This is a genomic window from Onishia taeanensis, assembly GCF_013349955.1.
GTDB classification, from domain to species: Bacteria; Pseudomonadota; Gammaproteobacteria; order Pseudomonadales; family Halomonadaceae; genus Onishia; species Onishia taeanensis_B.
The window spans coordinates 44047-64585 of sequence record NZ_JABVXC010000010.1; the positions used below are offsets into that span (position 1 = coordinate 44047).

At 61.0% G+C, this 20539-nt stretch carries 17 protein-coding genes; 9 read left to right on the forward strand and 8 right to left on the reverse strand.

Annotated features, from left to right (window positions below; translation table 11 throughout):
- Positions 1–54: 54 nt before the first annotated feature.
- Positions 55–1095, reverse strand: a complete 1041-nt coding sequence (gene pyrC, locus HUS66_RS12150; protein ID WP_175071176.1) for a dihydroorotase — start codon at positions 1093–1095, stop codon at positions 55–57.
- 194 nt (positions 1096–1289) lie between these two features.
- On the opposite strand from pyrC, the gene HUS66_RS12155 reads away from it, so the two are divergent.
- Together HUS66_RS12155 and HUS66_RS12160 are read left to right on the forward strand one after the other, a co-directional pair.
- Positions 1290–1751 carry a hypothetical protein gene (locus HUS66_RS12155; RefSeq protein ID WP_175071177.1) on the forward strand — a complete coding sequence of 154 codons (462 nt, stop codon included), beginning with the start codon at positions 1290–1292 and terminating at the stop codon, positions 1749–1751.
- A 79-nt stretch (positions 1752–1830) separates the two neighbouring features.
- On the forward strand, positions 1831–2418 hold the full coding sequence (locus tag HUS66_RS12160) for an outer membrane beta-barrel protein (RefSeq protein ID WP_175071178.1): 588 nt from the start codon (positions 1831–1833) through the stop codon (positions 2416–2418).
- Between the two features lie 213 nt (positions 2419–2631).
- On the opposite strand, the gene HUS66_RS12165 is transcribed toward HUS66_RS12160, so the two are convergent.
- Together HUS66_RS12165 and HUS66_RS12170 are read right to left on the reverse strand one after the other, a co-directional pair.
- The gene (locus HUS66_RS12165; RefSeq protein ID WP_175071179.1) at positions 2632–3333 is read right to left on the reverse strand and encodes a pseudouridine synthase; all 702 of its coding nucleotides are present in this window, start codon (positions 3331–3333) and stop codon (positions 2632–2634) included.
- Complete coding sequence (locus tag HUS66_RS12170) at positions 3333–4136, reverse strand: amidohydrolase (RefSeq protein ID WP_175071180.1); 804 nt, start codon at positions 4134–4136, stop codon at positions 3333–3335. Before HUS66_RS12170 ends, HUS66_RS12165 begins: the two co-directional genes overlap by 1 nt.
- Positions 4137–4315: 179 nt before the next feature.
- Here HUS66_RS12170 and rarD point away from each other — a divergent pair, with 179 nt between their 5' ends.
- From rarD to HUS66_RS12205, 7 genes are all read left to right on the forward strand, one after another.
- Positions 4316–5245: an EamA family transporter RarD gene (gene rarD, locus HUS66_RS12175; protein WP_175071181.1), complete on the forward strand. Its 930-nt coding sequence runs from the start codon at positions 4316–4318 to the stop codon at positions 5243–5245.
- A 5-nt stretch (positions 5246–5250) separates the two neighbouring features.
- Positions 5251–6963: a SulP family inorganic anion transporter gene (locus tag HUS66_RS12180; RefSeq protein WP_175071182.1), complete on the forward strand. Its 1713-nt coding sequence runs from the start codon at positions 5251–5253 to the stop codon at positions 6961–6963.
- A gap of 494 nt (positions 6964–7457) precedes the next feature.
- Positions 7458–8120 carry a DNA-binding transcriptional regulator CsiR gene (gene csiR / locus HUS66_RS12185; protein ID WP_254628816.1) on the forward strand — a complete coding sequence of 221 codons (663 nt, stop codon included), beginning with the start codon at positions 7458–7460 and terminating at the stop codon, positions 8118–8120.
- Positions 8121–8420: 300 nt separating this feature from the next.
- Entirely contained in the window at positions 8421–9434 is a 1014-nt protein-coding gene (locus HUS66_RS12190) for a TRAP transporter substrate-binding protein (RefSeq protein ID WP_175071184.1), read from the forward strand.
- Between the two features lie 78 nt (positions 9435–9512).
- On the forward strand, positions 9513–10064 hold the full coding sequence (locus tag HUS66_RS12195) for a TRAP transporter small permease (protein WP_175071185.1): 552 nt from the start codon (positions 9513–9515) through the stop codon (positions 10062–10064).
- A 15-nt stretch (positions 10065–10079) separates the two neighbouring features.
- The gene (locus HUS66_RS12200) at positions 10080–11378 is read left to right on the forward strand and encodes a TRAP transporter large permease (protein ID WP_175071186.1); all 1299 of its coding nucleotides are present in this window, start codon (positions 10080–10082) and stop codon (positions 11376–11378) included.
- A complete protein-coding gene (locus HUS66_RS12205; RefSeq protein ID WP_175071187.1) occupies positions 11378–11914 on the forward strand; it encodes a winged helix DNA-binding protein in 537 nt (178 codons plus the stop codon). Before HUS66_RS12200 ends, HUS66_RS12205 begins: the two co-directional genes overlap by 1 nt.
- Before the next feature lie 53 nt (positions 11915–11967).
- Here HUS66_RS12205 and HUS66_RS12210 read toward each other — a convergent pair whose 3' ends face one another.
- The 5 genes from HUS66_RS12210 to HUS66_RS12230 form a co-directional block, all read right to left on the reverse strand.
- On the reverse strand, positions 11968–12867 hold the full coding sequence (locus HUS66_RS12210; RefSeq protein ID WP_175071188.1) for a DUF7281 domain-containing protein: 900 nt from the start codon (positions 12865–12867) through the stop codon (positions 11968–11970).
- Complete coding sequence (locus HUS66_RS12215) at positions 12864–14108, reverse strand: hypothetical protein (RefSeq protein WP_175071189.1); 1245 nt, start codon at positions 14106–14108, stop codon at positions 12864–12866. Before HUS66_RS12215 ends, HUS66_RS12210 begins: the two co-directional genes overlap by 4 nt.
- On the reverse strand, positions 14105–14731 hold the full coding sequence (locus HUS66_RS12220) for a condensin complex protein MksE (RefSeq protein WP_175071190.1): 627 nt from the start codon (positions 14729–14731) through the stop codon (positions 14105–14107). Before HUS66_RS12220 ends, HUS66_RS12215 begins: the two co-directional genes overlap by 4 nt.
- Positions 14728–18420 (reverse strand): ATP-binding protein, encoded by a 3693-nt coding sequence (locus tag HUS66_RS12225; protein WP_175071191.1) that lies wholly within the window; start codon positions 18418–18420, stop codon positions 14728–14730. The genes HUS66_RS12220 and HUS66_RS12225 overlap by 4 nt, the downstream gene beginning before the upstream one ends.
- 164 nt (positions 18421–18584) lie before the next feature.
- The gene (locus HUS66_RS12230) at positions 18585–20423 is read right to left on the reverse strand and encodes a protein kinase domain-containing protein (protein WP_175071192.1); all 1839 of its coding nucleotides are present in this window, start codon (positions 20421–20423) and stop codon (positions 18585–18587) included.
- Between the last annotated feature and the right edge of the window lie 116 nt (positions 20424–20539).

Below are 20539 nucleotides of genomic sequence, written 5' to 3' on the forward strand. Positions count from 1 at the left end.
AAAGCCATCATAAGTCGGTCGCCATTGAGCTGTCGTTCATGTGGCATGCGTATTTCAGGCGCCAGCCAGTTTCCAGCCAAGCGTCTCTCCCGCCATAAGCGGCACGATCACCTCATCGCCGACATAGTCAAGCGCGTCTGGCAGCTGCCAGTCCTCACGCATCAGAGTGACCGTGCCCTGGTTGCGCGCCAGTCCATAGAAGTCCGCACCGAAGTGGCTGGCGAATCCCTCGAGCTTATCCAATGCACCTGCCTGCTCAAAGGCGGTCGCGTAGAGTTCCAGGGCTGCGGGGGCGGTGAAGGCACCAGCACAGCCACAAGCGGACTCCTTAGCCCCCCTTGCATGGGGCGCGCTATCCGTGCCCAGAAAGAACTTGGGAGAACCGGAGGTCGCCGCTTCGATCAGCGCTGCGCGATGAGTCTCACGCTTTAGCACCGGCAGACAGAAATAGTGCGGGCGGATACCGCCGACCAGCATATGGTTGCGGTTGAACAGCAGGTGGTGCGCGGTGATGGTGGCGGCGACATTATCCGACGCCTGGCGCACGAAGTTCACCGCATCCGCGGTGGTGATGTGCTCGAACACCACCTTGAGGCTCGGATGGCGCTCGAGTAGCGGTGTCATGACCTGATCGATGAAGATGGCCTCACGATCGAAGATATCGATCTCCGGCGAGGTTACCTCGCCATGAACCAGCAGGGGTAAGCCCATACGTGCCATGGCGCCGATGGCCGCATCGCAGTGGCGAATATCAGTCACGCCAGAAGATGAGTTGGTGGTAGCGCCAGCAGGATACAGCTTGACCGCCTTGATCACACCGCTAGCCACGGCCCGCTCTATTTCTTCAGCCGGGGTGTTGTCGGTGAGGTAGAGCACCATCAGCGGCTCGAAGCTCACCCCTTCAGGCAGCGCTGCCAGGATGCGTTCCCGGTAGGCCAGTGCCTGCTCGGTGGTAGTGACCGGTGGAGTCAGGTTGGGCATGATGATCGCCCGGGCAAACTGGCGAGCGCTGTAGGGCAAGACCGCCTCAAGCGGTTCGTCATCGCGCAGGTGCAGGTGCCAATCGTCGGGGGTGGTGATGGTCAGTTGATTCACGGCGGATCCTGTGTAGTGGATGGCGGGGGCATAGTATAACGTCTCGCCCCCACCGCGTGGCCCCAAGACGATCCGACAAACCCGGTTGTTAGCGGAAGCGGCTAGCCTTCAGAGCGGCAACACTTACGCTAACGGCTTGCGACAAGTCCCATCGGGTTACGTATTATGGTGGCCTTTATTTAGGGAGAGACAACATGCCAAGGGTTCGCCAATCAGCCGATATCATTGCCGCCCTGGAGGGCGCCATGTGGCTGGCCCTGGCCTGGTCGGTCAGTTTCTCGGTCTGGGATGGCTCGGCGATGCCAACGGTGGCGGCCTTGACCCTGGTCGCGACCATCCTAGTGGTCAGTTGGGGCCACCGCCCGATGCGCATCACCCTGCGCCGCTTCCGGGTCCGCCGTCGGCGCACTGAGATGCAGATGCACCTTTTCGCCCTCCCCTTGCTGATGGCGCTATTCTTTGCAGTGGTGGTCGAGGGACTCCTGGCTACGCCGCTAAGCGGCAGCCAGAAAATGCTGATGGTCAATATCCTCGCGACGGCGGCCTGGGTAGTTTTTGTATTGACGCAGGCCTTCAAGTCGCTGCTGTTCACCCTGCGCAGCAAATTCAAGGCGAAGGCCGGTGACAGCGCCAAGACCCTGAGCGACAAAAAGTAGATAAACTTCGTTCCCAGCACTAAGCTTTAAGCTGATTAATGGCTGACTCTCCCGGGGTCCACGCAAAGGCGAACATCACATGACGCCCCCAACGTTGAGCCGCTGGCTAATTCATTTGACGTTGCTCTGTCTACTGGGCACTAGCTTCTCGGCATTGGCCGCCAAGCCTGACAACCGCTCGATCTACGCGGACGCCGAAGGCGGCGGCCTTACTCTGGACAATGGTCTGACAATTGGCGGAAGCCAAGTGAGTACTGCCAACGGCGATACCAGCGGCTTTCGGGTAATGGCAGGCTATTTCTTCTCTCGCCTTCCGCACCTGGAATTCGGCGCAGAGCTTGCATACCTAGAGAGCAACAATGTCTCTGTATCACTCGATGGCTCTCCCACCCTCCTTGACACCATTAGCGTAAACGGCAGCCTGCTGGCCGGTGTAAAAATGGGGCGAGTGGGCGTCTTTGCCAAATCTGGGCTCGCAGAATGGCGCGGAGACACCAATTCCCCCGATTCGTCAGGGTCCCTAGGTGGTACCGCTCCTCTCTACGGCATGGGGGCCAACATGCGGCTACACCGCTCCTTGATTGGGCAAATGGAATACGAGGTCATCGACTCCAACGACCTCAAGCACCTGACCATGGCCACCGCCTCACTGATTTTCCGGTTTTGATCTAGCAAAGCCGAGTGGCTTTTCTGGCCTTTCTCTCTAGAACTCTCTCTAGAACTCTCTCTAGAACCCTCTCTCCAGAACTTTCTCTCCAGGCCTGCCACTCAAGACTTGCTCTCCATCACGCGCGCTCAATTCAGGCTCTCTCAATCCAGGCCCCAATACGCAAAATCACACCGAGCAAGATAACGGTATACTTACTCGGTGTGGATCGCCTTAAAAAGCGGCGATTTCTTCCTCGCTTAGGTGTCGCCACTCTCCGGGAGCCAAGGCGGCATCCAGCTCAATCGGACCGATGGAGGAACGGTGCAGGCCCGTCACATGATGACCGATCGCGGCGAACATGCGCTTGACCTGATGATACTTGCCTTCGATCAGTACCAGCCTGGCCTGATGAGAGCCAAGCATCTCGAGCGTGGCCGGCTTGGTCGGCTGTTCCTCGCCGTCAAGCAGCACACCCTCCTGAAATGCCTCTATCGCACGCTGGACTTCCTCACCGTGAAGCGACTCGGCAAGGGTCACCTCATAGACCTTCTCGCAACGCCGCTTGGGCGAAGTGATGCGATGCGACCATTGACCATCGTCCGTCATCAGCACCAGGCCGGTGGTGTCGACGTCCAGGCGCCCTACTGTGTTCATCCGCTCTGCCTTGGGCAGCTCGATGAGCTCATGGGCCAGAGGGTAAAGACCGCGACGAGCGCTGCACTCGACGCCGGCGGGCTTGTGAAGCATCACATAGCGTACCCCAACCAATGCCAGCGTCTGCCCCAGCCAGCTCACCGTGTTGTGCGAGCCGACCTGGGTAGCCGGGTTCTTGACGACGACACCATCGACCATGACTTCTTCCCGATGCATGGCCTTCTTGGCCAGACTGCGGGTCAGGTCGGTGGTGTCACTGAGAAACTTGTCCAAACGCATTAAAGAGAAACCTCAAAATCATCGGCATCCCGCCAGGCGGGAAACTTGTCGCGAAAATCCTCGAGCGGCTGTCGTTCGAGAGTCGCGGTGTACAGAAAAGGCTGATCACGGGGACGGTCGACTATGGACTCGCCCTTGAAATCCAACAGCATGGAATCACCGGCATAGGCAAGACCCTTGGCATCTTCACCAACGCGGTTGACGCCAATCACATAAGCAAGATTCTCGATCGCCCGGGCTGCCAGGAGGGTGCGCCATGGCTGGCGGCGCGGCGCCGGCCAATTGGCGATGCACAGCAGTACGTCGTACTCGAAATGCTCCTCGTGATCCGGATGCTGACGCACCCATACAGGAAAGCGCAGGTCATAACAGACTGACAGCAGCAGTCGGAAGCCTTTGAGTTCGACGATCACTCGCTCGTCACCAGCACCATAGCGTTCATGCTCCCCGGCCATACGGAACAGGTGACGCTTGTCATAGTGGGTGATGCTACCGTCAGGCCGCGCCCATATCAGGCGATTGTAACAGTTACCGTTATCCTCGATGGCAACGCTGCCTGTTACCACGCAGCCACGCGACCTTGCCTGCTGCCTAAGCCAGGCGACGGTTCTACTCTGAGCCATGGGCTCGGCCATCTCCCGAGAGTTCATGGTGAAGCCGGTAGCGAACATCTCAGGCAGCACAATCAGGTCCGTGTCGGCCGACCCCAGGTCGCCGAGCAGCTCCTCGAGCATGTCGCAGTTGGCATCGGGGTCTTCCCAGCGCAAGTCGCACTGCACCAGAGTGGTTCTCAAGTCGCTCATGACATGCCCTCCGTTATTCAACCCAGTCTGTTCCTATCGTAACGGTCTCGACCGCCTCGTGTCGTCGTGCGCCTGCCGATGAAAGAGCGGTGCTGGCCCCGCGCTATCAACATCGGCTGGGGCTGATGCAAGCGTTATGCTAGCTTAGGGCTTTTACGAGGCGATGCAGGGACGCAGCAATGGGACAAACGACGACTTCCTTACCCCGCGACCCAGAGGCTGCCAAGGGGGTCACATTTGGCCTGGGCGCCTATATCATGTGGGGCTGTTTCCCGCTGTTTTTTGCCCTCCTCGATGGCGTGCCGGCCCTCGAGATCCTGCCGCACCGTGTGCTCTGGTCATGCCTGTTTCTGGTGATACTCGTTAGCGCCCTGGGACGCTGGTCACCAGTCATCGGTGCACTAAAAGAGCCCCGGCGCCTCGGACGGGTGCTGGCCTGCGCGGTGTTGATTGGCATCAACTGGGGCATTTATATCTATGCTGTGGAAAGCCGTCAGGTGCTCCAAGCAAGCCTGGGCTACTTTCTGACACCACTCGTCAATGTAGCACTGGGTATGCTGGTGCTGCGCGAACGCATGCACCGTCTGCAGGGCGTGGCGGTCATCCTCGCTGGCATCGCCATCGCCATTCAGCTGCTGGGCCTGGGTGAGCTGCCCTGGATCACCCTGGCGCTGGCCTTCTCCTTTGGCACCTATGGGTTGCTGCGCAAACAGGTACCGCTGGATGGCCTGTCGGGGCTATTCGTCGAAACACTGTTGCTATTCCCGGTGGCCCTGGCCGCTGTCGCTTGGCTAGGCGTCCAGGGCAGTGGACACTTCCTGGAAACCCCAACCAAGACGGTGCTATTGATCACCAGCGGGGTGATTACCGCCCTGCCGCTGCTGGCCTTTGCCGGTGCAGCCCGACGACTACGCTTGGCCACCCTCGGCTTTCTGATGTACATCAACCCGAGCATCCAGTTTGGTATCGCCCTGCTGGTGTTCCATGAACCCCTGGCGCCGCTGCAACTGACGAGCTTTCTGCTGATCTGGGTAGGCCTGGCGCTCTACTCATGGTCGGCCTGGACATCTCGTGCACGCACGGCTCCCGCCGTTGCCAGCCAAAAGTAGAGCCCATGCTAAAGCGCTACCTTCCCATCCTGACCTGGCTTCCTCACTACACGGGCCGCTTGTTTGCGGCCGATCTGGTGGCCGGCATCATCGTCAGCATCATGGTCATTCCCCAGTCGCTGGCGTATGCCATCATCGCCGGACTACCACCAGTGGTCGGGCTTTATGCCAGCATACTGCCGCTATTGGCCTATACGCTGTTCGGGACCAGCCGCACTCTGGCGGTGGGACCGGTCGCAATACTTGCGCTGATGACCGGCGCTGCCCTGGCGCCCGTGGCGATAGTCGGCAGCGCGGAATATCTGCAGGCGGCGATGGTACTGGCGCTGCTTTCGGGTCTTATGCTGACGCTGATGGGGGTCCTCAAGCTTGGCTTTTTCGCCAATTTTCTCAGCCACCCGGTGATTTCCGGTTTCCTTACCGCATCGGGGCTATTGATTGCGACCAGCCAGATCGCCAATCTACTAGGCATTTCGGCTAGGGGCTTTACCGTCGCCGAGCTGTTGCCGAACTTGATTACGGGCGTGACCGATACACATGCCGCGACGCTTGCCATCGGAGCCGGTAGTCTCGCCTTCCTGGTCCTGATGCGCCGCCACGGCCGCCAGGGCCTGCGCGCGATAGGTCTGCCCGTGGGAGCCGCCGATCTGCTGGCCAAGGCAGGGCCAGTGTTTGCCGTGATCGTGACCACGCTGGTGACTTGGCGTTTCGATCTCGCCAATCAGGGCGTTGCCGTGGTCGGCGACATTCCCCGCGGCTTACCGCCTCTGACGCTGCCCGTCCTCGATCTTTCCCTGTGGCACGAACTGCTGATACCCGCCCTGCTGCTGAGCGTAGTCGGATTCGTCGAATCGGTGTCCATGGGCCAGATGCTGGCCGCCAAGCGCCGCCAGCGTATCTCGCCCAATCAGGAGCTTATCGGGCTGGGCACCGCCAATATCGCGGCCGCCGTGTCAGCGGGCATGCCGGTCACCGGTGGACTATCTCGGACCGTGATCAACTTCGATGCCGGCGCCCAGACCCCTGCCGCCGGCACTATCGCCGCCATCGGCATTGCCCTGGTGACCGTGGCGTTAACGCCGTTACTTTACCATCTCCCGGTGGCCACTCTGGCCGCCACCATCACGGTATCCATCCTGACCCTGGTCGACGTAAAGATGATCCGCCAGACTTGGCGCTATTCGCGCAGCGACTTTTCCGCCATGGCGGCCACCATCCTGTTGACCCTGGTCGAAGGGGTTGAAGCGGGGATCATTGCCGGGGTAGCGCTGTCGATCGGCCTCTTCCTGTATCGCACCAGTCGCCCCCACAGCGCCCTGGTCGGACGCGTGCCGGGAACCGAGCATTTCCGCAACATCACCCGCCATGATGTCGAAAGCGATAGCCATGTAGCACTGCTGCGCATCGATGAGAGCCTCTACTTCGCCAACGCCCGCTATTTGGAAGATACCGTCTATGCCCTGATTGCCAACCGCCCTGAGGTCGAGCATGTCGTCCTGATCTGCTCGGCGGTCAACCTGATCGACGCCTCGGCCCTCGAGAGCCTCGATGCCATCAATCAGCGCCTGAAAGACTCCCGGGTCACCCTGCACCTGGCCGAGGTCAAAGGACCGGTGATGGACAAGCTCAAGCAAAGCGATTTACTGGATAGCCTTAGCGGACGAATCTTCCTCAGCACCTATGCGGCCTGGTGCGAGCTGCGTCAGCGCAAGGAGTGAGCGCCTTTGTCGTTTTCAGCAGCGCTACTCTGCAGCTCGGTTCAGCACATATCAGCCAAGCGCCCCTTGACTCGATCGACGATGTACTCGCCGACGGGGGGTGCAGAAGTCGCCGCCAGCGAAGGCACGTTGCAGACGCTGACGGGTGTCGACGTCAAGGCCATTGGTGGTGATACGCTCCCATGGCGCCGGCATGACAAAGCAACCCTCAAGCCGCCCAGGGCCTGCAAAAAGCCTGCTCGGCCAATGTTGGACCCATAGTCAGGCGTAATAACAACAGCATATTAAAAATATAGATATTTTAATCTTTCGTGAAAAATAGTGACTCTCCGCGACGATATGCTCGCTCCCTGCGGATTGGGTATCATGTTGATATTGTCACCACCCCGCGATGGATAGCGCCAATGGATCACTCATCCCCCACGGACAAGTCCCCACACAAGGACAAGCCCCCACGCCAGAGCAGCACACAGCAAGGCACGCCTCGCCAGAACATGGGAATCAGTGCTTATGCCTGGCTCAAGCAGGACATCATCTGTGGAGTCTACCAGCCGGGTGAGAAACTCTTGATGAGTCGTCTGAAAGAGCGATATGCCCTCGGCATCAGTCCCCTGCGTGAAGCTCTGTCACAGCTGGTATCCGAGCACCTGGTGGTGGCCATCAGTCAGCGCGGCTATCGCGTGGCCCCCATGTCGATCGAGGAGCTTGCCGATATCTATGATGCCCGGTCCCAGCTCGAGGCCATGCTGGTGCAACTGGCTATCGAGCGCGGCGACGACACCTGGGAGGCAGAGATACTGGCCAAGGCCCACACGCTGGCCAAGGTGGCCGAGGTACATGGTGCGGATGAAATGCTCGACATCTGGGACAGGCGACACCAGGCCTTCCACAGCGCCCTGGTGGCCGGCTGTGGTTCGCGCCAGCTTTTGATAGCTCGAGAGAGCCTTTTCGACCAGGCCGCTCGCTATCGCCACCTATGGCTCTGCCAAACGGTATTTTCCGACCGGGCGTTGGCGGCCAAGCGCCAGGAGCATGCCGACCTCGTCGATGCGATACTCGCCCGCGATGCCAAGCGGGCCGGGGACCTGACGCGCGATCACATTATGACGCCGGTGCCGATCATTACCGACCTGATGCACGCCCGCGGACTGGTCTGACCCCTTGTCTCCGGCTCGCCGGGGCCGTGTCCACCCTACCTACCTCTCGCGATACGCAAGCTGACGAACCGGGACTCCACTCTTTTTTACCTCCTCGACCTAGCTATCGCACGCCTAGGCAAAATAATTTATCTACATTTTGTTATTAAAACGCTACTAAATAGTCGAAATATCGTTGACGCCGACGACTATCTCAACCTAGGCTTCCTCTCGTACCTTGGTTCCGCCGTATCCATGTGATGCTTGGCCATGTACCGATGCCCCGATAACAACCTCGCCAATAACAATGAGGATTTTTCGATGACCGCCAAGACCTTTGCCAGCGCAAGTCTCGTCAGCTTCGGTGTTGCCGCCGCGAGCCTGACGCTTGCCTCCAACGCCCAGGCCGCCACCGAATGGGACATGCCAACCCCTTATGGCGACCGCACCTTCCATACCGTGAACATTCGCGAATTTGCCGATGACGTACGCGACGCCACCGACGGTGAGCTCGATATCACCGTGCACTCCAACGGCTCGCTGATCGATCATGCTGAGATCAAGAACTCAGTCCGTCGCGGCATCGTCCCGGCGGGGGAGCTGATCATGTCGCGTCTGGCCAACGAGAATCCGATTTTCGAGGTCGACTCGGTGCCCTATCTGGCGGCCAACTACGAAGATGCCTGGACACTGTGGGAGGCCTCTCGCGAGATCATCGGCGAGGAGCTCGAGAAACAGGGGCTGCGCCTGCTATTCGCCGTACCCTGGCCACCGCAGGGCATCTACACCCAGAGTGAGGTCGAGAAGATTGAGGATCTGCGCAACCTCAAGATGCGCGCCTACAACACCTCGAGCGAGCGCCTGGCGAGCCTGGCCAATGCCGTGCCGACGCAAATCGAGGTGCCGGACATCCCCACCGCCTTCAGCACCGGCCGTGTCGATGCCATGGTGACCTCGCCGGCCACCGGCGCCGACACCAAGGCCTGGGACTATCTGAGCCACTTCAACCACGCCCAGCTGTGGCTGCCCAAGAACATGGTGATCGTCAGTGAGCGAGCCTTCTCACGCCTGGATGAAGCGACCCAGCAGGCCGTACTCGAGGCCGCCAAGACAGCCGAGCAGCGCGGCTGGGACATGAGCCGCCAGGAAACTCAGGACGCCCTGGCGACCCTCAAGGAAAACGGCATCACCGTCAGCGAGCCTACCCCGGAACTGGCCAAGGCATTACAAGACATCGGCAGCATGATGACCGAAGAGTGGGTCGATCGCGCCGGCCCCCAGGGCATGCAGATTCTCCAGAACTACCGCGATGCGAAGGAAGGCGCACAAGAATAAGTTCAGCACAGCAAACGGTTAGCTAGGGTCCCGGCCACGTTGCCGGGGCCTAACCCTTCCCTCGCCTAGGTACTTCTCATGCAATTCCGACTTCGCCCGCTGTATGACCTCGGGGCCTATGGTGCGGCCCTCTGCCTGAGTGTGATCTGTACACTGATCACCGCCCAGATCCTTGGACGGTTGGCTGACATGGCCGCAGAACAGCTGGGCCTGGACAGCCTGGGGCTGACCATCCCCGGCCTCTCAGAAATCTCCGGCTTCCTGCTGGTAGGCGCCAGCTTCCTGGGGCTGGCCTACACCTTCGTCAATGGCGGCCATATCCGCGTGACCCTGCTGATCAGCAACCTGCCCCCCAGGGTCCGGGTATTCATCGAGCTATGGTGCTTGAGCCTGGCGCTGCTGCTGGCCAGCTATCTGGCCTTCTATGAATACCGTCTGCTGGCCGACAGCATTGCCTTCAATGAGACCTCCTACGGGCTTTTACGCATTCCGCTATGGATTCCGCAAAGCGCCATGCTGATCGGCACCCTGCTGTTCTGCCTGGCGTTGCTCGAGGCCTGGGTGAATACCCTGGTCATTGCCCTGACTCGCCCGGCGACCTTCCAGGTCGACGATAGCGGCCACGAATAAGCGCGGAGTACTCCCATGCTCGTCATGATGACCGTATTACTGGTCACCCTACTGCTGCTGCTCGGCAGCGGCGTATGGGTGGCCTTTTCCCTGATGGGGCTCGCCTGGATCGCCATCAGTCAGTTCAGCTCGATTCCCACCGGCGACGTGATGGCCTCGGATATCTGGAGCGCCAGCTACAGCTGGGAACTGACCGCCCTGCCGATGTTCATCTGGATGGGCGAGATCCTGTTTCGCTCGCGACTTGCCGAAGACATGTTCAGCGGTCTTTCGCCCTGGCTGCAACGCATTCCCGGGCGCCTTTTGCATACCAATGTGGTCGGCTGTGGCCTCTTTGCGGCGGTCTCCGGCTCATCGGCTGCCACCTGCGCCACCATGGGCAAGATGTCGATTCCAGAGCTGACCAAGCGGGGCTACGATGAACGCCTGGTATTGGGGACTCTGGCCGGTTCGGCGACCCTTGGCCTGCTGATTCCCCCCTCAATCATCCTGATCGTCTATGCCGTCGCCACCGATCAGTCCATCGCACGTCTGTTCATGGCCGGCGTGCTGCCGGGCGTGATGCTGATCACGCTGTTCGCCGGCTATCTGATGCTGTGGTCCTGGCGCTATCCGGACAAGGTGCCACCAGCCGAAGCCCGCATGAGCTTCATGGACAAGCTGCGGGCCTCTCGCCGCCTGATTCCGCTGTTCGCACTGATCGTGGGCGTGATCGGCTCGATCTATGCCGGTATCGCTTCACCCACCGAGGCGGCCGCCGTCGGCGTGGTGCTGTCGCTATTGCTCGCCAAGCTGCAGGGCGCCATGAGCCGGCGCATCTTCATGGACGCGCTGCTCGGTGCGGTCAAGACCTCGACCATGATCGCCTTCATCCTCGCTGGCGCGTCCTTCCTGACCGCTGCCATGGGCTTCACCGGTCTGCCAAGCGACCTGGCCGCCTGGATCGGCACCCTGGGGCTGTCACCGCTGATGCTGCTGGCCGTGCTGACGGTCTTTTTCATCCTGCTGGGTTGCTTCCTCGATGGCATCTCGGTGGTGGTGCTGACCACCTCGATCATGCTGCCGATGGTCGAGGCCGCTGGCATTGATCTGATCTGGTTCGGTATCTTCCTGGTGATCGTGGTGGAGATGTCACAGATCACCCCGCCGGTTGGCTTTAATCTCTTCGTGCTGCAGGGCATGACCGGACGCAACATTCTGCATATCGCCAGGGCCGCGCTGCCTTTCTTCGGCCTGATGCTGCTGGGTGTTATCCTGATCACTCTCTTTCCACAGATAGTCACCTACCTGCCCGAGGCCATGGGGAACAGTTGATGAGCAAGGACAGCGCCGTCGCACCCGCCGCGACCCGCCGAGGCCCGATCGTGTCGTCGGAACACCTCTCACACAGCGCACAGGAGCTGTCGGAGTTCGAGTTTGGCATGATCATCTCAGGGCATGCCTTCAACCGCTGGATGGTGCGTTGCATGACCGCGGCGGGATATCCGGAACTTGGGGTGTTGGATGTGCTGGTGCTGCACAGCGTCAACCATCGTGAACGCGCCAAGCGCCAGGCGGATATCTGCCTGGTGCTCAACGTCGAGGACACCCACACCGTCACCTATGCGCTGAAGAAACTGGGCAAGCATGGCCTGGTGGCCGGCGAGAAACAGGGCAAGGAAACCCTGTTTCGCACCACCGCTGAAGGGCGTGCGGCCTGCCAGCGCTATGCCGAGATCCGCGAGGACTGTTTGGTCGAATCGCTGTCCTCGCTAGGCATCGGCCGCGAGGACATGCACCAGATGGCCGGGCTGCTACGTGCCATGTCGGGGCTCTACGACCAGGCGGCTCGCTCGGCGGCCTCGCTATAGCAACCTCTACTCATTCAGTCGCAGCTCATTTTGTCGCAAGAAGCTTGATCCGATCACGGGTGCAGCGGTATCCACTCGAGATCGGCCCCAAACCACTGTTGCCGAAGCCCACGCTGCTTATCGAGTATAAGCGCTAGGTAAGACGGCAAGGGATGGTATCGCCCCAGCCTTTCCAGGTGACGGCGAAGCCCGGCCTGTGTCTCTAACTGACCTGGAGGCAGGTGCTCGCCGATCACATTGGCGACAAGCCAGTCCAATGGCGGCAAGATCAGGTGTGTTGAGTGGCCCGAAAGCGCTAGCGACACACCGGAGGCATCGAAGTCACCCAGATAGCCATGCGGCTTACCCGTGGCACTCCACGCCCTGGCCAAGTCGGCGAACCCTTCGCCGTAGTGCTTGTCACCGCGATAGACCACCAACGGCCGATAAGTGTGACTTGCGATTGTAGCGCGACTGGCATTGGCCTCTGTGTCGCCGCTAAAGGCATAGAAGCTGTCGAGATTCTCTATCTCGATGAGTGCATCGAAGACCCTCAGGTCAATCGACGGCCAGTCCAGATCGCGATATTGGCGGGACTCGTCAGAAAGCCAAGACAGAGAAGAATCGACTGGCAGGTTGACCAGCACACGCCGCGAGCGCGGGCGTTCTCTCACTCCCTTCGTTTCCTCATTGCCCAGAACGGCCTGTTCTGACGTCGTGAGCCCACTGAGGCTGACTCCGAGTGGCGCCTGCCCATGGCTCTCCAACACATCATTCATCTGGGAAAGCAGGTCACGATCAAACCTCAGCGTCTTGACGCTCAGCCTTGAGCGAAGATCGATATCCTGCTGCTCGCACCACGCCTCGACCTCCTTGACCCATTTGGCACTGCGCGGCTTGTCGAGCGCTGGCTGACCGCGCAGCCGGCGTTCGACTTCGTTGAGCGCGCGACGGGCGGCACCGGAGAGCCTCATGCCGAAATCGCCAGCGTCAGGGTGACGTCATGGATCAGCCGCACATGGTTGTAGCTGCTGGCCTGGCTCTCTTCCTGATGAAGACGGAAGGCGCGCTGCTCGCTACGCGGCAGGCTCTGATACTCGGCGATTACCTGGAACAGCCAAATCTCGTCCTGCCATTCCAGCTCCCTGGCATGTAGATAGCCCAAGGCGCTGACGCCGGAGACATCCGCCTCGTCGACCACCGTCAGATAGAAGCGTTCGACATCCTGCTTCAGGGCCTGCTGGCGAGCAGCGACATGGGATTCCTGCTGTTGCTCGGCGGGTTGCGCGGCTTCCACGGTCTGTGGCGAGTGCACCGGCACCGGTAGCTGTCTAATCAGCTCGCTGAGCACAGCGGCATCCTGGTGGCGGTCCAGCGCGGGTGCCGCCGCCGCGACAAGAGGCGTGGCACGATTGACCAGCGCCGGGACCTCGCTACGACGGGCATAATTGCCTGGCACGAACCCCGGATGCTCGCGCAGGAAGGCGGCCATGCCGGCCACCAGGCGACTTTGCGACTGCTGCTGACGAAAACGTGCCATCAGCTCGGTCAGGCGTCGCTGCACCTCGCGCAGGCTGGTGTAGTGTTGGCTAAGTTGCTGCTGCAATTGGCTGATCAACAACTTGCGCAGGGTGCCATCGCTACCCACCAGATCGATCAGCTCGTCGAAGTCGATCAGCGTCAGGCCATCCAGAAGGCGCTCGATCTGCTTCTGGGCGCGATGATTCTCACGAATCTTGTCGTTCAAACGACTGACAAACCCAAAATCGCTGTTGAGGCGCTGCCAGAGGCTGTCGATGGCATCGGCGAAGCGACCATTGAGGTCATCCACCTCCTGACGCAGGCGCAAGAGCTGCTGCTCCTGCTGCCAGTATTCACCGCGACTTCGCGCCTCGCGGTAGCTCTGCACCAGGCTGCGGATAAGCTCCAGGGTCTCGGCGACATCGGCATTGACGTGCCGCCGGGTCTCGTCGGCCAGCATCTCGGCGATCAGATCCCGAACCTTGGGAGACAGCTTCACACCGCCCTGCTCATCCGGGCGCCACAGAATACGAGCCGCGAGCAACTTGCGCAGCGCGGCATCCGTCAGTGCCTCGAGCGGCACCTCATCGCGGGTGTAGCCCTGCATCAGTGCATCGGCGTGCTTGCCCAGCAGCGCGAGGCGTTCGGTACCGGTCGTCAACAGTCGGCTTTCCAGGGTGTGGACCTCGCTCACAGCAGGGCCTCCTGAGTCGTCGGCGCCTCCTCGTCGATGGGCAGGTTCTCTTCGTCGCGAATGAAACGCACCAGATCGATCAGATAGTCGACCTTGCCGGTCACCAGATAGACCTGACGGTCGGCATGCGGCTGGAGCAGATAGCCATGCTCCTTGAGGCGCTTGAAGACCTGTTTCAACTGGGCGTCTAGCTGCTCGCTCTGGGAGCCGAAGAAGCTATCGGTGGCAAGCTTCTCCAGCCGCTCGCGAAGACTCTGGTTATCCTCACACTTGGCGCTGAATTCGGCCGGCTTGAGCACATCGCCAGGGGCAACCAGGGCATCGCGCCCCAACGCCTCCTGCACCAGCCGCAGCCATTCAAGCAACGGCAATAGGCTATGAAGCGTCTCGCCCAGCTGTTGAGAGAGCTGCTCTCGTGCCTCGTCGTTGACGTTTCGCCAGGCGAGGAAATAGACGCTGCCCTCCGGGTTGGCGGCCAGCCGCCGATTGAGCGGGCGCAGGTAGGTATCGAGCTGCTCGCGGGTCTGCTCGTCCTGCAGACGACGAAAGGCGTTCTCGTCGCTCACCGCACAGATGAAGTCACCGGCCAACAGGCGCTCGATCAAGGGGCCATGTTCGATCATCCTGCGACCTCCTCGGTAGCGCGGGCCTGCAGCCGCTCGGCCAGGCGACTCAGTCGCGGTTCGATTCGTTTCAGACAACGACGGTTGGCGCGGCTATCATCGCGATCGATCAGATAGCGATTGTGGAACAGCATCAGCACGTCCGACTCGGGATTGGGAAAGGCGCCCACGATATGGATGCGGTTGCTGTCGCAGGCATCGAAGAGTTTTTCGACGTTGTGATAGGCCAAGGTGCCAATCTCATCGATGGGCCAATGAATGGCGATACCCGCCTGGCCGCGCAGCAAGCGAGTGAAGGCAAGCAGGAACTTGCACAGGATCAGGTAGGCCATGCCATGGCTAGACGACTCCAGAAGCTGGCGATCGTTCTTGATCACCAGGTCGTTGCCACCCTCGTTCAAGTAAAGCTCGAGGCGCAGCAGGCTCTCGAAGCTGTATTGCTGATCACTGCGCAGCAGGTCCACCACATCGGCCAGCGCATTGAGATAGTCATCGCTGGGCAGGCCGTCGCCGCGCCAGGCCCTGAAATGCTCGGCAAACAGCTTCAACGGCTCCCAGAAGCCCAGTTCATCGATGGTCGACTGGATGCGCACCTCGGCCTTGCTGATGCCCTCGAGGCGCAGGTCATCGGCGACCTCTTCGGACAGACGACGACTCTGAGCACTGATGCGGCGATTGAGGTCGCGAAACACGGTAAAGAACTTGTCCAGGTCATCGCCCAGGTTGCGGCCCTCTTGGATCAACTGCTGCTGCTGATCCTCCAGCAGCTGGAGCATGCCACGCAGCAACGGTAGCTGGCGTCGAGGGTTACCGGCCTGCTCAGGATCATCTTCCACGAGTTTGGCCCGCTCGGCGTCGAGGGTCTCGACGAAGCCCGCGCTGGCGCCCTTGATCAACTCGCCTTCCACCTGTTCGCAGCCCTTGCGCAGGGTGTCCAGTTCATGACTGCGACTGGCCAGGGCTTGGCGTGTCCGCTCCATGCGTTCATGCACATCACCGGGCATCTCGCTGATCGGCTGTGTCGAGGCGCCAAGCCCCAGGCCGTCCAATTGGCTCAGCAGCGGTTTAAGGGCGTCGATCACCTGCTGCTGCGAGTCGCGCTGGGCCTTGAGTGTCTTGACCCTATCCTGATGTGCCGACTTGGCTGTCTGGAAATCCTGCCTGCATTGCTCGAGCTCGCGCTTGACCGCCTGGAGGTCACGGGACAACACCGCTTCCTTGTCGACCAGCTGTGGCTTGCGCTCGCCCCAATCAACGCGCATGAAACGAGTATAGGCGTCGAGCTCTTCCCGGCGCCGAGCCGTGGTCCGGATACGCTCATCGAGCGCTGTCAAACGCGCGCGGGTGTCTCGCAGCGTAACGGGGTCCACGCCCTGCTCCTGCAGCTCTCGATCATAGGCGGCTTCCAGCTCCTCGCGTTGACGCCGGTGTTCATCCTTCAAGTCGACGAGCCGCTGCCTATGCTGGCGAATCTGTTCGTCCAGACCATCCAGCCGGCTCTGCCCATCGGCCTTCAGCTCCAAAAGCTGCGCCTGGTGAGATTCCGACAGTGCCTCCAGTTGTTCACGCTTTTCGTCACGCAACGCCTGCTGAGCCGCCTCCTGAACCGCCAGCGCTTCTTCGCCCGCCAGACGACGTTCCTTCTGCTGCCGGGCATGCCTTTCCTGCTGATGGCTGCGTGCTTCGAAGGCGTACTTCACTTCCTCGTCGGCGCGCCTGAGCGCAATTCGCGCCTGCCCCAGGCGCTCATCGGCCTGCCGAACACGGTCGTGGCCTGATTTGAGCTGCTTCTCGGCCGACTGGAGCTCGACCTCCGCCCGCTGACGCGCCTCTTCGGCCGCCTCGATAGCCGCCATCAGGCTGGCTTCGTCCTGGGCGTAATCGGGCAGGTCAATCGCCGCCAGATCCAGCGTCACACCGAAAAGGTCACGCGGCTCCCCTTCGGGCGCCTCCTCCGAGAGCTGCGGCGATAGATCGCGACGCTCGAGCAACTCGGGCGCAATCACCTTGCCCAGCTGCTGCTCCCAGCCCGGGCGGTGGTAGCGCAGGAAATGTCGCAGGCTGCCCTGGGCCGGGTCACGTTGCTGATGAAGCGCATAACCGTGGTTCCGAGCCTCCGACAGCCGCTGTCTGGCCGCTTCGCGCTCTCGCTCGGCAGCGTCACGTTCGTGCTTGAGGGTCTCGTGCTCGTGGCGCACGCCATCCAGGCTCTCGGAGGCTGCATTACGATCGCTCTGCGCCTGGTCCAGGCGTGCCTGGGCCAGTTCGGCCTCCTGGGCCTCTTCCGCGGTCTGGGCGGTGGATGCAAGCTGCGCCTTGAGTTCGGCCAAACGCTCTACGCCTTGGGCAAGACGCGCCTGGTAACTATCTTCGAGGCTCGAACGCTCGCCCTGGTAGCGCGACTCGATGTTGCGCTCGGCCTCCCATTGCTGTTCGCGACTCGCGGTTTTTTCATCGCCCAGCGCATCGACGATCCCCTGGGTTTCCTCTGTCTGCCGCGCCAGCACATCGGCCAGCTCGCGCAGGCGGCCATCCAGCTGCGCTTGGCTGGCCTGCACGGCTTCCTGCATGTGATTCAGGTGTTCGCGAAGCTGCTGGTGCTGCTCACGCCACTGGGGCAAGGCTTCCAGGTCACGCTCCAGGGCCGGCATGTCCGCCTCGGCGAAACGCTCGTACTGCTGCTGAAGATCGGTCAGCTCGTTTTGGGTACGTTCAAGCTCGCTGTTCAACTCGCTGAAGCGGTCGTTAAGGGCGTCACGGGTCTGTTCGTAGTCCCGCTCGCGGGCCTGGAAGTCACGTTGCTGCGCGCCGAGCTGCTCATCGCTATCGGCCAGGCCGCGCTCGGCACGATGCCGGTCGGCTTCCAGCTGGGGCTTGAGCTGCCATAGCGTGGCTTCCAGGTCAGCGATATCGCGATCCACTTCCCCAAGCCGCGTCACCAACTGCTGCATGGGCTCCAGGCGCATCGACTGACGCATCTGCGCGATCCAGTCGCGGGCTTTGGTATTGCGAATCCGGGTCACCGGCAGTTCGACGCCATCTTCCTCGAAGATCGCCGCCAGCATGGTCTTGAGGGTATCCATCTTGCCCTCCTTGGCATGCACTGCCGAGATCAGTTTCTCCATGTGGCGAATGCGGTGTTCGGGCTTCACCAGGCTGAACTGAGCGGCTATCTGGCGCAGCTTGAGGCCATCACGGCTGTTGCCATGCAGCTGGGTGAAATCGTTCTGGATCACCGAGCGGTATTCGGAGGTAGCCCCCAGCTTGGCCGATACGCTCACCCCATTGCGGCGCAATTCGCTTGCCCACTGACTGTAATCGAGGGCCGCCACACCGGCCTCGCTCTCCACCAGATAGTCTTGTGGGCGATAAGGCGCGCCCACGAAGCGATATTCGACGCCACCATCGCTCTTGCGCGTCAACACGGCCTGGCAGACATTGCCGGCCTCGCGCCGATATTCATATACCAAGTAGCTGTTGCGATGCGGCAGATAGAAGGCATCGAACTTCATGCGCGTCTTGGGCACGACCTTGTTGGGCAGTTCGCCGTAAAACACCGGCACCAGGCGCTGCAAGGTGGTCTTTCCCGAGGCGTTGGTCCCGCAAATATTGGTGTGACCGTCGACGTTCAGCTCGACCACACCGTCAAGGTGGCCGTGAATCATCACGATGCGTAAAAGATGGGCCATGCCGCGTCCTTATTCATTACTGACATCCATACCCCCTATCTTGCCAGAGGCAGCGCCTGGATGTAGCCCGAGCAGGCACCCCGGTAGCGGTCTCATCGGTATCTGGCTCGAGAATGGTTAGGCCCTTGAGCTGCCAGTGCGCTGGGCGCGGTTGGCAGACTGCCTTATGAGGCGGAGGGGTTCTTTAGATAGGGGTTCTTGGGATAGAAGCGCTCCGGCATGCGCTCGATGTGGGCAAAGAACTTGGTGTCCTTGTAAGGCATCTTCATGAAGCCCGAGACGCCAAGGCCTTCGATCAACCCCACCGCCGAGAGGATATCATCCAGTCGCTTGCGAAACTCCGACTCGCGGCCCGGATCCAGCAGCCGGTAGTAGCTGTGGATCTTCAGGTGGGTGGGCAGCGCCTCGAAGATGATCATGCCGGTATGGTGGATATCATTGAGCGCCTCCAGAGAGGCAATGATCTCATCGGGCAGCACCAGAAATTCTTCCGGGTCGGGGCCATCTTCGAAATAGGAATGCACCCGGGTGTGATCCTCGAGCTCGGGTACCGCGCTGACCTCGTAAGGCAGGCGCATGTCCGGGGTGAGAATAAAAGGCCGATCAGGCCCCAGCCGGTCGACGTGCAGGGTCTCACGAGCATTGAACAGGCAGCTCTTGAAGATCCCGCGACGGTAGATGGCCCTCGCCAGATTAATCATGTTGTTGACGGCGCTGACGAAGGCCGCCTTGAGGGCGGGATCATGCAGGTTAAGCGAGATATCGACGTAGATGCCGTCCGTTTCCCAGCGAATCGCCAGGCCACCTACCACGGGATAGCGACCGAGACGACTGACCGCCGCCAGGAAGGCCTTCTCGGTTTCCCCCATGCCCTGCATGAAATTCTTGTAGTAACGGTCGAGCTGAACGTCGTTGACCTCGCTCATCTGCTCCGGCGCGCCTTCCTCGCGTAGGAAGGCCTTGCGCGAGCTATAGACCACGGTGTCGATCTCGCGCCCAACCGGACGCACCCAGACGGGCAGCAACGACGCCTCGGGGGGCTCGTCGAGCTCGACCATCACAGTACGCGCCAGCCGGGGCATCTGCTCGAGAAAGTAGTCCCCGGCCCGCATTCTCAGCGCCGGGTCCGGCGAGAGCATGGCATCGAGCATGCGGGCAAATTCCATCGGCAGGCCAAGCGAGGTGGCCGGTATCGCCCGGTGCCCGAAGCGGCAGGACTGCCCGGAGGCCAAGGCATATAGCGCCCCGGCCGCGCCCTGCTCATCGAAACGTGGCGATGACAGCGCGCCATTCAATTGCTCTTCGCCAATGAAATAGACATCACCAAGGCGGGCGTTGGTTTGCTGAAGGTTATCGGACATCAGCTCCATGACGTTGGTAGCCACGTGCTGCAAGCGTTCATCGAGCTGAGCAAAGACCGAAGAGCCCCAGTCGATCAGGGCAATACGCTCGGTGGCGGCATCGAAGACCAGGTTCGAGGGCTTGATGTCACCATGAACCAGCGGCTTGCGCCGCCCGGACTCACGTCGCAGGTGACGCAGGATGTCAGCCAGTTGAGCGGCAATATGCACCACCAGCCGCGGCGACAATCGACCATGGCGCAACGACACCTCTTCGAGGTTCTCCCCCGGCGCCCGCTCCATGACCAGGATCGACTGATTGCGTACCCGCTGATAGGCAATCAGCTTTGGCACCCGCGAGTGCTCGACCTGCTCGAGCATGAAGGCTTCTTCCTCGAGCCGATCCTGCAACTGCTGGGGAAGCGTTACCCGGGTGAACTTGAAGACGTGCTCGACCTCGCCGGCCCGGCCCCGCGCCCGACCGGCGAACACGAAGCCATAGGCGCCCTTGCCGATCAGGGCGATATCACGATAGCCGAGCTGCTCGAGCTGGGTCTGGCAGAGCGCCACCCAATCCTTGAGCTTCTTGGCATCGTCATGGCTGAGCAGGTAGATCGACTGCTCTTCCGGGATATAGAACTGCTGGAGCGACGTCGCCGTCATGGGCTCATCCCGTTACGATGTCATTCAGTATTGGCCATCGAGTGTACGTCAACACCTACTCGGGTTGGCGGCAGGTTACCGCGAGGGCGCTGTAACCCCTTCCATGGGCGCTACTT

Coding starts and splice junctions, on each gene's coding strand:
- HUS66_RS12210 (WP_175071188.1), bottom strand. CDS start 12,867: ATGAGGCTCTCCGGTGCCGCCCGTCGCGCGCTCAACGAAGTCGAACGC.
- HUS66_RS12190 (WP_175071184.1), top strand. CDS start 8,421: ATGACCGCCAAGACCTTTGCCAGCGCAAGTCTCGTCAGCTTCGGTGTT.
- HUS66_RS12180 (WP_175071182.1), top strand. CDS start 5,251: ATGCTAAAGCGCTACCTTCCCATCCTGACCTGGCTTCCTCACTACACG.
- HUS66_RS12230 (WP_175071192.1), bottom strand. CDS start 20,423: ATGACGGCGACGTCGCTCCAGCAGTTCTATATCCCGGAAGAGCAGTCG.
- HUS66_RS12220 (WP_175071190.1), bottom strand. CDS start 14,731: ATGATCGAACATGGCCCCTTGATCGAGCGCCTGTTGGCCGGTGACTTC.
- HUS66_RS12195 (WP_175071185.1), top strand. CDS start 9,513: ATGCAATTCCGACTTCGCCCGCTGTATGACCTCGGGGCCTATGGTGCG.
- HUS66_RS12200 (WP_175071186.1), top strand. CDS start 10,080: ATGCTCGTCATGATGACCGTATTACTGGTCACCCTACTGCTGCTGCTC.
- rarD (WP_175071181.1), top strand. CDS start 4,316: ATGGGACAAACGACGACTTCCTTACCCCGCGACCCAGAGGCTGCCAAG.
- HUS66_RS12170 (WP_175071180.1), bottom strand. CDS start 4,136: ATGAGCGACTTGAGAACCACTCTGGTGCAGTGCGACTTGCGCTGGGAA.
- HUS66_RS12225 (WP_175071191.1), bottom strand. CDS start 18,420: ATGGCCCATCTTTTACGCATCGTGATGATTCACGGCCACCTTGACGGT.
- HUS66_RS12165 (WP_175071179.1), bottom strand. CDS start 3,333: ATGCGTTTGGACAAGTTTCTCAGTGACACCACCGACCTGACCCGCAGT.
- HUS66_RS12205 (WP_175071187.1), top strand. CDS start 11,378: ATGAGCAAGGACAGCGCCGTCGCACCCGCCGCGACCCGCCGAGGCCCG.
- HUS66_RS12160 (WP_175071178.1), top strand. CDS start 1,831: ATGACGCCCCCAACGTTGAGCCGCTGGCTAATTCATTTGACGTTGCTC.
- HUS66_RS12155 (WP_175071177.1), top strand. CDS start 1,290: ATGCCAAGGGTTCGCCAATCAGCCGATATCATTGCCGCCCTGGAGGGC.
- csiR (WP_254628816.1), top strand. CDS start 7,458: ATGGGAATCAGTGCTTATGCCTGGCTCAAGCAGGACATCATCTGTGGA.